The following is a 15,039-nucleotide window of genomic DNA, read 5'->3' on the forward strand; positions in this document are numbered from 1 at the left end:
AAATCAGGCTTTCGCCGAGAGTTGTCACTGAATGTTGTGGTTCATAGAGTGAAAAATCCTGCCCATGGCTTTTTATACTGCACGCCCCGCTGATCTTTCAGGTTGCCCTGCAAGATGCGTCTGCCCACGAAGTCGACGCAGTTTCCTGCCCAGCCAAGGCCTATCGGCCGAGGCTTCGAAACCCGGTGGTCATATCCAATAACAAAACGAGGTTGTACCCCTATGCCAGTCGGCAATCCTCTGCCCCATGGCGACACCGCTTCGGGCGGTCCGCTCAAACGTGAACTCGGCGAACGGCATATCCGCCTGATGGCGCTCGGTGCCTGTATCGGCGTCGGTCTGTTTCTCGGTTCGGCCAAGGCCATCGAAATGGCCGGCCCGGCGATCATGCTGTCTTACATTCTTGGCGGTCTGGCGATCCTGGTGATCATGCGCGCCCTCGGCGAAATGGCCGTGCACAACCCGGTGGCCGGTTCGTTCAGTCGCTACGCCCAGGACTACCTCGGACCGCTGGCGGGCTTTCTCACCGGCTGGAACTACTGGTTCCTGTGGCTGGTGACCTGCGTTGCGGAAATCACCGCCGTGGCGGTTTACATGGGCGTCTGGTTTCCCGACGTCCCGCGCTGGATCTGGGCGCTCGCCGCGCTGGTCAGCATGGGCTCGATCAACCTGATCGCGGTGAAAGCCTTCGGTGAATTCGAATTCTGGTTCGCCCTGATCAAGATCGTCACCATTATCGCGATGGTCATTGGCGGCATTGGCGTCATTGCCTTCGGATTTGGCAACGACGGTGTAGCGCTGGGTATTTCCAACCTGTGGGCCCACGGTGGCTTCATGCCCAACGGTGTGACCGGTGTGCTGATGTCCCTGCAAATGGTCATGTTTGCCTACCTCGGCGTCGAGATGATCGGCCTGACGGCCGGTGAAGCGAAGAACCCGCAAAAGACCATTCCCGACGCGATCGGCTCGGTGTTCTGGCGGATTCTGCTGTTCTACGTCGGCGCGCTGTTCGTGATTCTGTCGATCTACCCGTGGAATGAAATCGGCACGCAAGGCAGCCCGTTTGTGATGACCTTTGAGCGTCTGGGCATCAAGACTGCCGCCGGGATCATCAACTTCGTGGTGATCACTGCTGCGCTGTCGTCTTGCAACGGCGGCATCTTCAGCACCGGGCGCATGCTCTACAGCCTGGCGCAGAACGGCCAGGCCCCGGCCGGTTTCGCCAAGACCTCGAATAACGGCGTGCCGCGTCGTGCGCTGCTGCTGTCAATCGCGGCGTTGCTGCTGGGCGTGCTGCTCAACTATCTGGTGCCGGAAAAAGTTTTCGTCTGGGTGACCTCGATCGCCACCTTCGGTGCGATCTGGACCTGGGTCATGATCCTTCTCGCCCAGCTGAAATTCCGCAAAGGCCTGAGCGCCAGCGAACGAGCTGGCCTCAAGTACAAAATGTGGCTGTACCCGGTCAGCTCGTACTGCGCATTGGCGTTCCTGGTGCTGGTGGTCGGCCTGATGGCGTACTTCCCGGATACCCGCGTGGCGCTGTATGTGGGACCCGCGTTTCTGGTGTTGCTGACGGTGTTGTTCTACGTATTCAAATTGCAACCGACCCAAGCCTCGCAAGACACGGCGCGTTCGATTTCGTAAGTGCTAACGGTTGAAACCACAAAGCCCCGGTCGTGAGATCGGGGCTTTTTTGTTTTGGGGGTCGACGGATAACTGGCACCTGCCCGGGCTGGCAACCGTGGCGTCCTTTCGGTGTTGAACGTCCTTCTGGGGTACGGTTTTTTCCGTTTTGTGCTGTTTCGCAGGGGACCGATATGAACATCGGCCTGCCTGTTTTCCCGATGGTGTCCGCGCCTTTGGTGGCCTCGAAACCTTTTGTGGTTGATCTGGACGGAAGGTTCAGGCTACTGCAACTTCATTCGGCTCAAAACTGTCCGCCCGTGCCATCTGCCACATCCGCGAATAGAACTCGCCATTCACTTCGCCAGTGAGCAATTCCCCCGGCTTCAAGAACACATGCAACTGTGAGAACAATTTGATCTCGGTCGCCGACATGCGCCGGACCAGGTGCTTGGCCGACAGTTGCGATGGATGCTCCAGACCGGCTGCCGCCAGCATTTCCGCCAGCGCTTTCAGCGTGCTGCGGTGGAAGTTGTAAACGCGCTGGGCCTTGTCCGGCACGACCAGGGCGCGCTGGCGCAGGGCGTCCTGAGTCGCGACGCCGGTCGGGCATTTGTTGGTGTGGCACGACTGCGACTGGATGCAACCAATGGCGAACATGAAGCCGCGCGCGGAGTTGGCCCAATCGGCGCCTATGGCGAGAACGCTGGCGATGTCGAACGCGCTGACGATCTTGCCGCTGGCGCCAAGTTTGATCTTGTCGCGCAGGTTCAGGCCAACCAGGGTGTTGTGCACGAACAACAAACCTTCGCGCATCGGTACGCCGATGTGGTCGGTGAATTCCACCGGTGCAGCGCCGGTCCCTCCTTCCTTGCCGTCGACGACGATGAAGTCGGGGAGGATGCCGGTTTCCAGCATGGCCTTGGCAATCCCCATGAACTCCCACGGATGGCCCAGGCAGAATTTGAAGCCCACCGGTTTGCCGCCGGACAACTCACGCAGCTGCTGGATGAACTGCATCATTTCGATGGGGGTGGAGAACGCGCTGTGGCGCGACGGCGAAACGCAGTCTTCGCCCATCAGAATGCCGCGGGTGTCGGCTATTTCACGGGTGACCTTGTGCTTGGGCAGGATCCCGCCGTGGCCGGGTTTGGCGCCCTGGCTCATTTTGATTTCAATCATTCGTACTTGCGGATTCTGCGCCTGGACGGCGAAGCGTTCCGGGTCGAAGCGGCCGTCGCGGGTGCGGCAGCCGAAGTAGCCGCTGCCCAGTTCCCAGGTCAGGTCGCCGCCGTGTTCGCGATGGTAGGGGCTGATGCTGCCTTCGCCGGTGTCGTGGGCGAAGTTGCCGAGTTTCGCGCCCTGGTTCAACGCGCGGATCGCGTTAGCACTGAGCGAGCCGAAGCTCATCGCCGAAATGTTGAAGATCGACGCCGAATACGGCTGCGTGCATTGCGGGCCGCCGACAGTGACGCGGAAGCTGTTGGGGTCGCTCAACGGCGCCGGGCGCATCGAGTGGCCGATGAATTCGAAACCGGCCTGGTAAACGTCGATCAACGTGCCGAACGGCTTGTCGGCGGTCTCGTTTTTCGCTCGCGAATAAACGAGCGATCGCTGAGCGCGGGAGAAGGGCAGGGCGTCGCTGTCGGACTCGAGCAGGTACTGGCGAATCTCCGGGCGGATGCCTTCGACCAAGTAACGGATGTTGCCGAGGATCGGGTAGTTGCGGCGTACCGCATGGCGCGTCTGCAGCAGGTCGAAGAGGCCGAGCAGGCTCAGCACGGCGGTGATTGCCGTGATCGGCCACAGCCAGTCATGTTCGAGAAAAGGCAGGCTGGCGAGGGTAAAAATCACACAGACGGCAAAGAAGGCGTAGCGGCTCAGCAGAGACAGGCTCATACGGTTTCCCTGGGTTCGGACTTGGTATTTAAAAGATCGCAGCCTTCGGCAGCTCCTACAGGTCGATGTATGACTTGCCCCTGTAGGAACTGCCGAAGGCTGCGATCTTTTCAGGCGTTCTGCGCCTGCAGAAAAATTGAAAACAGCTCGGACTGGGATTTGATGCCCAGCTTGCTGTACATGTGTTTCTTATGGACTTTCACGGTTTCCACGGAGATTTCCAGCTTACGGGCGATTTCTTTGCTCGAGCAACCGCTGAGCATCAAGCGCCCGACATCCAGTTCGCGCGCGGTCAGTTGCGCGCCCTTGAGGTGTTGCACCGACGCCTCCAGTTGCACCCGCCAGTTCGCCGGAGCGGGCGTGGCGAGAGGCACGGCTTCGTTGATTTCATAGGGCAGACGCTGGCGCAACAGGCCAAGCACCCACGGCTGGATCAGTGACAGCAAGGCAATCTGCTCGGTGCTGAAGCGTTTTTTGCTGCCCAGCGACAGGCACAGCGTGCGATCACCTTCGAGCTGGCAATTGAACTGGATTTCGTCAGCCACCACATTCAGACGAAAGTATCGCTGGTAATACTCGGTCAGCTCGAAATGCTCCGGCGCGACTTCCGACAGGCGATACAGACCGGTGCGCGATTGCTCGCGGCAGGCGATATAGAACGGATCGAGCAGGTAAAGGCCGCGCAAATAATCCTGAAACAATGGGTCGGGACTGCCGTCCTCACCGGGGCATTCAGCGAAGACTTGCGGGTGTTGGTCGGCACTGAACAGCAGCACCACCCAGCTATCGAACGGCACGTACTGCTCGAGCAGACGCACCAGTTGCGCCCAGAAATTGGGCTTGTCGAGCGCGTCGATCAGCTGTCCGACGGCGCGGTGCCAAGTGATGTCATTCAACGTAAGTGTCATCGTTCTACCCCTATCGGGTTACCCCGGCCGCGTAATTCCCCGGCCGGTCGCTTGCTGCGCATACTGGCCCACAGACAGAAGCCGGGCAATCTTTCACGCCCGGCGCGATAACAAGGAACACCCATGAAAGTCGAATTCGCCCAACTGGCGGGCCGTGATAACGACACGGCTTACAACCTGGAACGCGCACTGGCGGCGATTGCAGCCTGCACGGCCGACACGCAACTGATCGTGTTCCCGGAAACGCACCTGATGGGCTTCCCGAACGCCGGGACCGTGGCGCAGATCGCCGAACCGCTCGACGGCCCGACCGTCAACGCCGTACTCGCGGCGTCGCGCAAGCACAACATCGCCGTGGTGATCGGCATGGCCGAGAACGACAACGGCCATTTCTACAACACCACGTTGCTGATCACTCCTGAAGGCATCGCCCTGAAATACCGCAAGACCCACCTGTGGGCCTCGGATCGCGGCGTGTTCGAAGCCGGCGACCGTTACGCCACCTGCGAGTGGAACGGCGTGCGCGTCGGCCTGTTGATCTGCTACGACATCGAGTTCCCGGAAACCGCCCGTGCGCTTGCGCAACTGGACGCGCAATTGCTCATCGTCACCAACGGCAACATGGACCCGTACGGCCCGACACACCGCACCGCGATCATGGCCCGCGCCCAGGAAAATCAGGTGTTTGCGCTGATGGTCAACCGCGTCGAGGCGGGAGACGACGGCCTGGTGTTTGCCGGCGGTAGCGCGCTGGTGGACCCGCTGGGTTCGCTGCTGTTCGAGGCCGGACGCGAAGAAGGGCAGTTCAGTGTCGAGCTGGATCTGCAGCAGTTGGCGCAGGCGCGCAAGGATTACCGCTATCTGGATGATCAGCGTTTGAAGTTGCCGGGGGAGGTGGTGGAGCACCCTCGCGGCTTGCGCGAATTGCTGATTCCTTGACCTTTTATGCCTGATCGTTCCCACGCTCTGCGTGGGAATGCAGCCCCGGACGCTCTGCGTCCCAAAAGCGGACGCGGAGCGTCCATTGAGGCGTTACCACGCAGAGCGTGGGAACGATCACCGACACCCCAAAAACAAAAAACAGACCCGAAAATTTTGCCGACCCCGGCTCTGCCATAAATCCAATAACATTCGGAGTAAGTCGCCCATGGCTCGTTTGCAACGCACCCTTTCATTAGGGTCGGTGGTGCTGTTCGGCATCGCCTACATGACGCCGATCATTGTGCTCGGCACCTTCGGCATCCTCGCCCAATCCACCGCCGGCATGGTGCCGGCCGCGTACCTTGCCGCTCTGGTGGCGATGTTTTTCACCGCCATGAGTTACGGGCGAATGGCCGCCGCGTTCCCGGTCGCAGGCTCGGCTTACAGCTATGTGCGCAAGGCGATCAGCCCGAAACTCGGGTTCATCGCCGGGTGGGCGGTATTGCTCGATTACCTGTTTCTGCCCATGGCCATCTGGCTGATCGGCGCGGCCTACCTGGCTTCCGCATTCCCTTCGATCCCGCAGTGGATCTGGGTGCTGGCATTCATCGGCGTCACCAGTGCGATCAACATCGTCGGCCTGAAGCTGGCGAACGGCATCAACGCGTTGCTGATGCTGGTGCAGTTTCTCGTGCTGATCGCTTTCGTTGCGCTGTGCGTGCACTACATCGGTGGCGATGCGAGCAAGCCGTTGTGGTCGATCAAGCCTTTCTTCAATGGCGACATGCAAATGCCGCTGATCATGAGCGGTGCGGCGATTGCCTGTTACTCGTTCCTCGGCTTTGACGCGGTCAGCACCCTGACCGAAGAAACCCGTGACCCACGCCGTACCATTCCCCGGGCGATCATGCTGATCACGTTGATCGGTGGATTGATTTTTGTTGGCGTCTCGTACTTCGTGCAGATCGCGCACCCGTCGTTCCAGTTCGACAGCGTCGATTCGGCGGCTTACGAGATTGCTCGCAATATCGGTGGCGATCTGTTCGTGTCGATCTTCCTGATCGGGCTGATTGTCGGCCAGTTCGCGTCCGGGTTGTCGGCGCAGGCCAGCGGTTCGCGGCTGCTGTTCGCCATGGGCCGCGACGGTGTGTTGCCCAAGTCGTTTTTCGGCACCTTGCATGTGCGCTTCGGCACGCCGGTCAACAGCATTCTGCTGTGCGCGGCGGTGGCATTGCTGGCGCTGAAACTCGACGTGACCACCTCGACCTCGTTCATCAATTTCGGCGCGTTCCTCGCTTTCAGTCTGGTTAACCTTTCGGTGATTTTCCATTACTGGATCGGGGGCGAGAAGAAAGGTCTGAGGGAACTGCTGCTGTTTCTGATTTGCCCACTCATCGGCCTGATCGCCGATCTGTGGTTGATGGTCAGCCTCGATCATCTGGCGGTCTGGCTGGGGTTGAGCTGGCTGGCGATTGGTGTGGTTTACCTGGCGGTGCTCACCAGTGGTTTCCGTCGGCAGCCGCCGGAAATGGATTTTCAGGAGGCGACCTGAGCCTTGCGGCTTGGCGTTGCGTTGACAGGCGTGTGATGCTTGGCGCCTTTGCGCCAAGGATCACCCTGTATGCCGACCCCTTCCCGGACGATTCACATAGCCGCTGCGCTGTTGCTCAACGCTCAAGGCCAGACGCTGCTGGTGCGCAAGCGCGGCACCACCGCGTTCATGCAACCGGGCGGCAAGATTGAAGCTCATGAGTTGCCGGTGCACGCGCTGGCCCGTGAGCTGGAAGAGGAACTGGGGCTGGAGATCGATCCAGCCCAGGCGATTTTTCTGAGCAGCTTTTCCGCCCCTGCCGCCAACGAGCCTGGCTTCATCGTGCATGCGCAAATCTTTCAGCTGACCATCGATAGCGAGGTCTGCCCAGCGGCGGAAATCGAGGAAGTCATCTGGGTCGACCCGGCCATTGATCCGGCACTCGAGCTGGCGCCGTTGACACGCGAGCACATCCTGCCGTTTTATCGCCGTTCATTGACTGCACTCGCCTGATCATCTTCGCAAAGGACTTTGCCATGATCCCGCTTGACGACTTGTTGATCTTCGCCGCCGCCGCACTGCTGATGGTGCTGACGCCCGGGCCGAACATGATCTATCTGATTTCGCGTTCGATCTGTCAAGGACGCAAGGCTGGCGTGACGTCGCTGCTCGGCGTCGTGGCGGGGTTCTTTGTGCATATGTTTGCAGCGGCGGCCGGTTTGACGGCGGTGTTCCTTGCGGTACCGATGGCCTACGAAGTGTTGAAATGGGCTGGCGCCCTGTACCTGTTGTGGCTGGCCTGGCAGGCAGTGAAACCCGGCGCGCGTTCGCCGTTTGAAGCGCAGCAACTACCGCCAGACTCCTCGCGCAAACTGATCATGATGGGGTTTCTCACCAGCGCGCTGAACCCGAAAATCGCCGTGTTTTATCTCTCGGTGTTTCCGCAATTCATCAGCCCCGAGCACGGCTCTGTGTTCACCCAAAGCCTCATCCTCGGCCTGACCCAGATCAGCGTCAGCTTCAGCGTCAATCTGTTGATCGCGCTGTTCGCGGCGGGCATTGCTTCATGGTTCGTGCGCAACCCGACCTGGCTGGCGCTGCAGCGTTATTTCATGGGCATGGTGCTGGCGGGCCTCGCGGTGCGGCTGATGTCTGAACAGCGCCGGGCAGCCTGACATGTGGATCGAACGGCTGGATGCCAGCCACGCGCTGGCGTATCGCGAGCTGATGCTGGAAGCCTACGACCGTCATCCGCAGGCGTTCACTTCCACCGTGCGCGAGCGTGCGGTGATGCCGTTGAGTTGGTGGGAAGGGCGCTTGACCAGCAAGCTCGATGGGGTGCTGGGTGCGTTTGAATCGGGAACGCTAGCCGGCATCGTTGGTCTGGCATTCGAACCGCGCGAAAAGGCGCGTCACAAGGCCACGCTGTTCGGCATGTATGTATCGGCCGATTTTCGCCAGCACGGCCTCGGTTTTGAACTGGTGCAAGCCGCAATCACTCAAGCCCAAAGCCACCCCGAGCTGAAACTCATCCAGCTCACCGTCACCGCCGGCAATGACGCCGCGTTCAAGCTGTATCAACGCTGCGGCTTCATTCAGTACGGCCTCGAACCGCTCGCAGTGCGCGTCGGCGAAGACTACTTCGACAAGATCCACATGTGGCGTGAAGTCACCCAGACATGAAGATCAAAAGCTCGCAGCCTTCGATTTTGACTTTCAGCGCACCGCACTGACCCCATCCAGCGTAGAAAACGAAGTGTCCTTGGCCGTCAGCAGAAAGTCGCGCATGTACGGCGCATCGAGCATGTCGGTGCGAATCGCCGCATACAGCGTCGCAAACAGACCTTTCTCCCCCAGGCGTTTGCCTTTCACGTACCCGCGCGAGCTGTATTCATGCAGCGCCCAGTGCGGCATGCCACAAACGCCCCGCCCGCTGGCGACGAGTTGCATCATCATCACCGTCAGCTCCGAAGTGCGCACTTGCGCCGGTTCAATGTCGGCCGGCTCAAGGAAGCGCGTGAAGATGTCCAGGCGATCACGCTCCACCGGGTAGGTAATCAGCGTTTCAGTGATCAGGTCTTCGGGAACGATATACGGCTTGTTTGCCAGCGCATGCTGGTTGGCCACCGCGAGCATGGCTTCGTAGGTAAACAACGGCACGTAAGTGATGCCGGCGATATCCAGCGGATCGGAGGTCACCACCAGGTCCAGATCGCCCCGGGCCAGTGCCGGCAGTGGCGCGAAGGCGAAGCCCGAAGCCAGATCCAGCTCGACTTCCGGCCATGCATCGCGGAACTGATCGATGGTCGGCATCAGCCATTGAAAGCAGCTGTGGCATTCGATAGCCATGTGCAGACGCCCGGCGGTGCCGCCGGCCAGACGGCTGATATCGCGCTCGGCAGCGCGCAGCAACGGCAGGGTTGCGTCGGCCAGTTGCAGCAGGCGCAAACCGGCGCTGGTGAAACGCACCGGTTTGGTCTTGCGCACGAACAATTGCATGCCCATGCGTTCCTCGAGTTCCTTGAACTGGTGCGACAGCGCCGATTGCGTCAAGTGCAAGCGATCAGCTGCATCGACCAGACTGTCGGCTTCGCGCAGGGCATGCAGGGTTTTCAAGTGACGGATTTCAAGCACCGGGCGGCTCCATGAGGAAAACTTGTGATAAGTGCGAATAGGTTGAGTTTGTCTCATGTCATACAGGCTGTCGACAAGGGTTTCTTCAACAGAGCAGCTTGCCTTTCAAAGGAGCGGGCAGCCCCTCGGATACCCGCTCCCTTGCGCCTCAGAGATTGTCAAAAAAAGGCAGTACGACCGATTTTTTACCGATATCGGCGTAGGGAAGCTGTGCATCGTCGGCATGAGTCAGAAAGCGGTGCTCAGGCAGCTTGAGGTGCGCTTTCTCGAATTGTCTGAACACCGGTGCCGCACTCGAATAGTGAAAGTGCGCGTACCATAGAATCTGCGCGGGCGTTGGCGTCAGGTCCCAGATTTCATACTCCTGCATATAGTCGATTCGACCGTCCCGGCGCTTGCCGAGGTTCTTGATCGGACTGGGTTTGCGGATCTCCACCACCTCTTGGCTTTTCAGGTCGTGCAGCATGCCGTCAGTGGGATTTTTGCTGGCCAGCGATTGGCGGGTACGCATTTCCCGGCCTGCGGTTTTTAATTCGCCTGCCTTGTCGCGCAGTTGTTGAATGATCGGGTTTTGCGCCTCTAATCTTTCGATTCGCAGGGCACGACCGGTCAGCTCATTGGCCTCGCTGACCATCATGTGCTCAAGGTCGACCGGGAGCATGTCTTGTCCGGCATAGGACTCAATCTGGGTCTTGTAAGTCTGCTGGTATTCCAGACGTTTGCGGGCATCCTCAACCAACGCCGGCAAATTTGTCTGAACGGGTGCCGATGCCTGTTCCGGCGGGTTAAGAAGACGGAATTTGCCGTTGCTGCCTTGTTCCCAGACTTCCTCGGAGCCACCCTGACCAGTCAAAACGTATTCACGCTTCTGAGTGGTGGATTTCCAGCGTTCAACACCGATCAGCAACTGGCCGTCTTCGGTGGTGAAAACTTTTTTATTGCCACGCCCGACGGGCGCAGGAGGCGACGGCAAATCAATACTCTTGCGCGCTCGTTTCTCCATTTTTTCGATACCCTCAATCAGGGGGGCAACCGCATCCAGATGAAAGTGTTGCGGGTAGCTGGTGGTCCAGACCTTCATGTCGCGACGAAATTGCGTGTAATGCTCAATGCACTCCTGGAGTATCCGGTTGCGCTGGGGTTTCGTGGCGCTGACTTCCGGCAGGCTGTATTGCGTGAACAGGGCACGATCGACCTTGGCTCGCAAGCTTTGTGCTCTTGCTTGCAAGTAGAACCAGGACACATCGCTAACGCTGTCAAAGCGCTTGACGGTCTCCAGCAAATGGCCGGTTTTCAGGTAAGTCAGATTGGCTTCGCTGAGGCGTCCATTCAGTTGGGTGACTTCGGGCGTCACCCCTGTCTTGTGTGACCTGACGCTGATGCGCTCGTGCCAGAGGTTGAGGTCGCGCATCAAGCCTTCGATGTCATCCAGCTTTTGCAGTAGCGCCACGCGTGCCACTCGGATCTGCTCCAGAAGGTTCAGGCGCTGACTGAGTGAATCCGGCGGCAAACCGTCCATGCGTGCGCTCAATGCATCGATTCGATCCATGATCGACTGGCCCCGGTGGTTGGCGTAGTAAACACGATGTTTAAACCGGTCAGTCAGCAGCAGGGCGTCATGGCTCTGCATGTCGCTCAGCTCACGGCGTTTATTGCCACGGGTCAGGGGCAGCAGTTCATCCAGCGTCCGATAATGTCGGCTGGCCATTTCAATGTCGCTGATGCATGCGGATTCGGCCGCCGCCATCAATGCCGGGCGATCCGCGGCGATGCTGTCGCCGTAATTTTGGATCGGGAGGGTGCTTCGCGAGACCTGCTCATTGAGTCGCAGCGCAAGGTCATCGGCTGCATTGGTCAACTGGTTATGACGACGATAAGCCTGATCGGCCCACCAGCGTGGCAACCGTTGGCGAATGGCTTGCGGCCAGAGTGGGTCGAGCCCGTTGGCCAGATGCCCGAGGACTGCTCCACCGCCGAGCCCTCCGCCTTCGAAGATCGTTCCATGGACGCCAAACCAAGTGTCCCACTGGCCGGTTTCATCCAGCGCAATCGGTTGTTTGTAGGTTTTTAGCCGGCCGCCACTCAAGCGCCAGTTGCGTGAGTCTTTGCTGGGCTCGACCTGATAGATCCGTCCCTGACGGACGATAAAGTCGCCGTCCGCGTGCCGGTAAATGTTGCGGTACACGCCATGGCTAGCCGGTTGCAGCCCCACCAGCGAGATCGGTTGGTCATATTCGTAACCGGCGAAACGCTCGACGGTCCGTCGCGCCTGGCGCATTGATGTCGCCTGCAACGCTGCGGCGGTTCTGCCCAGCCGCTGCAACTGCCGGGCCCGTGTCAGCGCACGCGCGGTCCGCGACAGCACAGAGGCGGCCGCCTCGCCCGGGAGCAGGTCCATGGCCGCATCGATCAAAGACAGCAGCACCGATTCGATCTCGGCCAGGCCATCACCGATGTCGCCGCGCAGAAAAGCGGCAACGGCCTGGTTGGCGCTGGTCCAGGCATCGTAGAGGGCGAAAGCGGTGCCGATGAAAGGCAGCAGGCCCAACGCCATTTTCAGGTAGTTGAACGCGCGTGGGCCTGACAGAGCATAACGCTCCATGTACAGCGCATCGTTGGATCGGGACGTCCCGCGATGGGCTTCGATCAGGCGCCCCATATGGGCATTGAGCAAGTGCGCGGCGAACGAGGTGGTGACCGGCCAGCGCACGCCCACTCCGATCATTGCGTCATAATGTTTGCGCGTCGCCTGGTTGATGCGGCTTTCATGGGCGCTGACGTTGCCATGCAAGGCTCGGCCAGCCAGATAGCCGACCATTTCGCTGCGCAGGCACAAATTGAACAGAGCCTTGCGCGCGGCCTCCAGACTGTCGTAGCGGCGTAGAAACTGGCCATCGGGGCGGTCGGGCAGATACAGCAGGGTGGTGCCGCTGACTTGATCATTGATGAAGGTCACGCCGGACAGGGTCACCGGACCTTCATTGGGCGTGTCTTTGCCACCCGCTCTGAGAAAGGCCGGCAGAATCACCACGCGTTTGCCTTCGATATTCCACGCGTCGACGCTGTCGGCGTCGATGGCAATATCGAGAAGCCGCAGGTCGTCGTCGCGGATATGCCTTTGCAAGCGCGCGCATTCGCCTTGCAGCTTAAGCATCAGGCGCCAGGGCTCGAGCAGGCATTCACGGCGATGTTCGCGGACGAACCGGGCCTCGTTGGTTGAGCCCATGAAGGTGTTCCGAATCTGCTGCTCATAGACCTTGGGCAGATCCAGTTCCGGTAATAAGGTTTTCAGATAGGCATGAGTAATGCCGGCCGCCAAGGTTCGGCGTTCGTCTTCATCGGCAGTAATAATCTCAACCCGCATGAAGGCCAACCGCAGAGAAAGAGGCTCCAACTGCATTGATGGAGTGTTGTCGATATTGAGCTGGGCCAACTCCTCTAGCGACATTTTGCTGCGAGTGTCACTGGGAACGGCCACCAGTTTCTGTGGTGTTCCTGGCGATGCGCCGTCGGTGACCTGTTTCTGCAGGATGACCGAGTCGGGCAAATCCAGCTGCACCTGGAAATGGCCCTTGACCGAGAAGTCCTGGCGCAGGCGGGCCTGTAAACGTTGCCGGGTGAAATCATCGCGCGGTATCAGGGCCAGGGTCAGTAGCCCGTGGCTGCGGCGCATTGCCGGGATGTAAGCCTCGAGCAGCCCCTTGAGCCGGACGCGTTCAGCCTCGGACAATTTGCCTAGCCAGTCCGGCAGACCGGCGGCCAGGGCGCCGGAGCGGTTTTGTTCCAGATGATGCGTGTAAGCCAGGCTTCTGGCAGCGTGGACCGGTACCTGCAAGGCGGCGAGGGCACGTTTACGCAAGATTTCCAGCTCATCGGCACGCTGAGCCGCGGTTTGAGTGTAGCGTTGGCGTATCCCGCCGGCCTGTTCTTCGAAGTCGGCGGTCAGCGTGTTTAGCGCGAAGCGCAGCGGGTCGCCGTTGATTCTCTTCAGTTGCAACATCTGACTGCTATTGGTCCCGTGGATCAGGAACACCTGCTGTTCAAGTTCTCTACGGTTGGCGAACCGTTGCAAGCCACCACCGCTGCCGGGCCAGTACAGCAGCAGGCTGTGGGGCGAATCGGCGTCGAGCAGGGCGTTTGCCTGGGTCATGACGAAGGGGCCGTTGAGTGCCTGGGTTGTGACCGTGGTCTGGTGACCGTTGTGTTCGCTCATCGACAGGGTCAGGCTGGCGGCCACCCTATCAGGGCCGGGATCGTCAGGTGTATCCAGCAAGGCTTTGAGCAGGCTGGCGTCATCGTCGCTCAACTGCTCAAGCGCCAGTTGCAGCCGAGCCTCGGCGTGCAGCCCCGCTTTGTGGGCCTTATGCAGAGCGGTGAATTGACGATTTAGGGTGACCATATCCAGGGTTCGCGCCCGGTAAAGCAGGGCGGAGGCAGCTGTGTCGGCGTCTTGTTCGGCAGCTTCCAGCGCCTTGTACGAGTGCTTGAAGGATTTCAGGGCTTCGCTGTCGACAGTGTCTCCCAACAACGTTGCCAGCGCGTCGCGTTGCCTGTTCAGGGCAGTCCGGCGCAGGTCCAAGGGGATGTCGGGGTACAAACTGCCGAACAAGGCTGGCTCGTCGAACCCGACAGTCGCGGTTGGTGCCGCACTCTCAACATCTGGCACAGAGGCGAAAAAAGCGGCTCCTGCGTGCGGTGGATGTAGAAGCAGATCGGTAATGCCCGCTGTCAGGGGCTGGGCTTCGCACGTGTATTGGAAGCGAATGTCATCGTCGGGCAGGCCCTGCGGGACGAGTGATTGTCCAGACAGCCAGGCCTCCATGTCACTGCGTTGGTTGAAAACCTGAATGGGAAAAGGCCGACAGGGCAGATATAACATCTGCGTGAGGGGGGCGGTGCCTCCCTGACTGATGACCCAGGCGGCGCGGAGTTTTATCGTGCCGCCGTCGCTCAGCACCAGAGTCGGTTGCTCGCATTGGACTGGCTGGTCATTTGGCTGAGGGCAAGCTTCAGGAGAGTCCATGATTGACAGCAGCAGCTTCAACTGTTCAGCGCTCAAGACTCTGCGGGCAAATGCCACTTTTGCGTTGGCCTCAAAATGGCTGCGATATAACTGACCTGCCCGCTCGCGCCGTGATACCGGTGTATAGGGGGCCCGAGTCTGCCAATAGGCGTCCCAGCTTTTTTGAAGCGATGGGTCAGGCGTCTGGCTTTTTATTGGCGCGGCGGCGAACAGCTCACCCAGGCCCTGGCTGCTTTCACGCCAGCGTGCCGAGGCCTGCAGGAACAGGCTTTCATCCCGGAGCGGCGGTATCGGGGATGCAAGGGGGATGTCGATTATCGCTGGGTAGCGGATGTCGCGGAGAAGTTGATCGGACATGGTTGGGCTCGGTGTGGGAAGTGGGGATTCCACTCCTTGAGCGAGCCATTTAAGGAAAATAGCAGCGGGCGTTGGCGTTAGATAGTTATAGCGCTGAAGTTTTATTGTTCCCCAAAATAACCATTCAGCGCTCTTCATCAAAC

10 protein-coding genes are annotated in these 15,039 nt (G+C 59.8%); 6 read left to right on the forward strand and 4 right to left on the reverse strand.

Annotation, left to right across the window (positions count from 1 at the left end; translation table 11 throughout):
- Positions 1-222 precede the first annotated feature (222 nt).
- Positions 223-1,644 (forward strand): amino acid permease, encoded by a 1,422-nt coding sequence (locus HU727_RS06830; protein ID WP_186530261.1) that lies wholly within the window; start codon positions 223-225, stop codon positions 1,642-1,644.
- Between the two features lie 258 nt (positions 1,645-1,902).
- Here HU727_RS06830 and HU727_RS06835 read toward each other — a convergent pair whose 3' ends face one another.
- Both HU727_RS06835 and HU727_RS06840 read right to left on the reverse strand, forming a co-directional pair.
- Positions 1,903-3,522 (reverse strand): FMN-binding glutamate synthase family protein, encoded by a 1,620-nt coding sequence (locus tag HU727_RS06835; protein WP_186530259.1) that lies wholly within the window; start codon positions 3,520-3,522, stop codon positions 1,903-1,905.
- 110 nt (positions 3,523-3,632) lie between these two features.
- Entirely contained in the window at positions 3,633-4,430 is a 798-nt protein-coding gene (locus HU727_RS06840; protein WP_186530257.1) for a helix-turn-helix transcriptional regulator, read from the reverse strand.
- Between the two features lie 123 nt (positions 4,431-4,553).
- Here HU727_RS06840 and HU727_RS06845 point away from each other — a divergent pair, with 123 nt between their 5' ends.
- From HU727_RS06845 to HU727_RS06865, 5 genes are all read left to right on the forward strand, one after another.
- Positions 4,554-5,369, forward strand: coding sequence for a carbon-nitrogen hydrolase family protein (locus tag HU727_RS06845; protein ID WP_186530255.1), 816 nt, complete (start codon positions 4,554-4,556; stop codon positions 5,367-5,369).
- A gap of 208 nt (positions 5,370-5,577) precedes the next feature.
- Positions 5,578-6,903: an APC family permease gene (locus HU727_RS06850; RefSeq protein WP_186530253.1), complete on the forward strand. Its 1,326-nt coding sequence runs from the start codon at positions 5,578-5,580 to the stop codon at positions 6,901-6,903.
- A gap of 69 nt (positions 6,904-6,972) precedes the next feature.
- Entirely contained in the window at positions 6,973-7,395 is a 423-nt protein-coding gene (locus HU727_RS06855; protein ID WP_186530251.1) for an NUDIX hydrolase, read from the forward strand.
- Positions 7,396-7,418: 23 nt separating this feature from the next.
- Entirely contained in the window at positions 7,419-8,057 is a 639-nt protein-coding gene (locus HU727_RS06860; protein WP_186530249.1) for a LysE family translocator, read from the forward strand.
- 1 nt (position 8,058) lies between these two features.
- A complete protein-coding gene (locus tag HU727_RS06865) occupies positions 8,059-8,565 on the forward strand; it encodes a GNAT family N-acetyltransferase (protein WP_186530247.1) in 507 nt (168 codons plus the stop codon).
- Between the two features lie 33 nt (positions 8,566-8,598).
- Here HU727_RS06865 and metR read toward each other — a convergent pair whose 3' ends face one another.
- On the reverse strand, positions 8,599-9,516 hold the full coding sequence (gene metR, locus HU727_RS06870; protein ID WP_186530245.1) for a transcriptional regulator MetR: 918 nt from the start codon (positions 9,514-9,516) through the stop codon (positions 8,599-8,601).
- Positions 9,517-9,664: 148 nt separating this feature from the next.
- Positions 9,665-15,034: a dermonecrotic toxin domain-containing protein gene (locus HU727_RS06875; protein ID WP_225919807.1), complete on the reverse strand. Its 5,370-nt coding sequence runs from the start codon at positions 15,032-15,034 to the stop codon at positions 9,665-9,667.
- Positions 15,035-15,039: the final 5 nt, after the last annotated feature.

The sequence above is a fragment of the Pseudomonas khorasanensis genome, from assembly GCF_014268505.2.
In the GTDB taxonomy this organism is placed as follows: domain Bacteria; phylum Pseudomonadota; class Gammaproteobacteria; order Pseudomonadales; family Pseudomonadaceae; genus Aquipseudomonas; species Aquipseudomonas khorasanensis.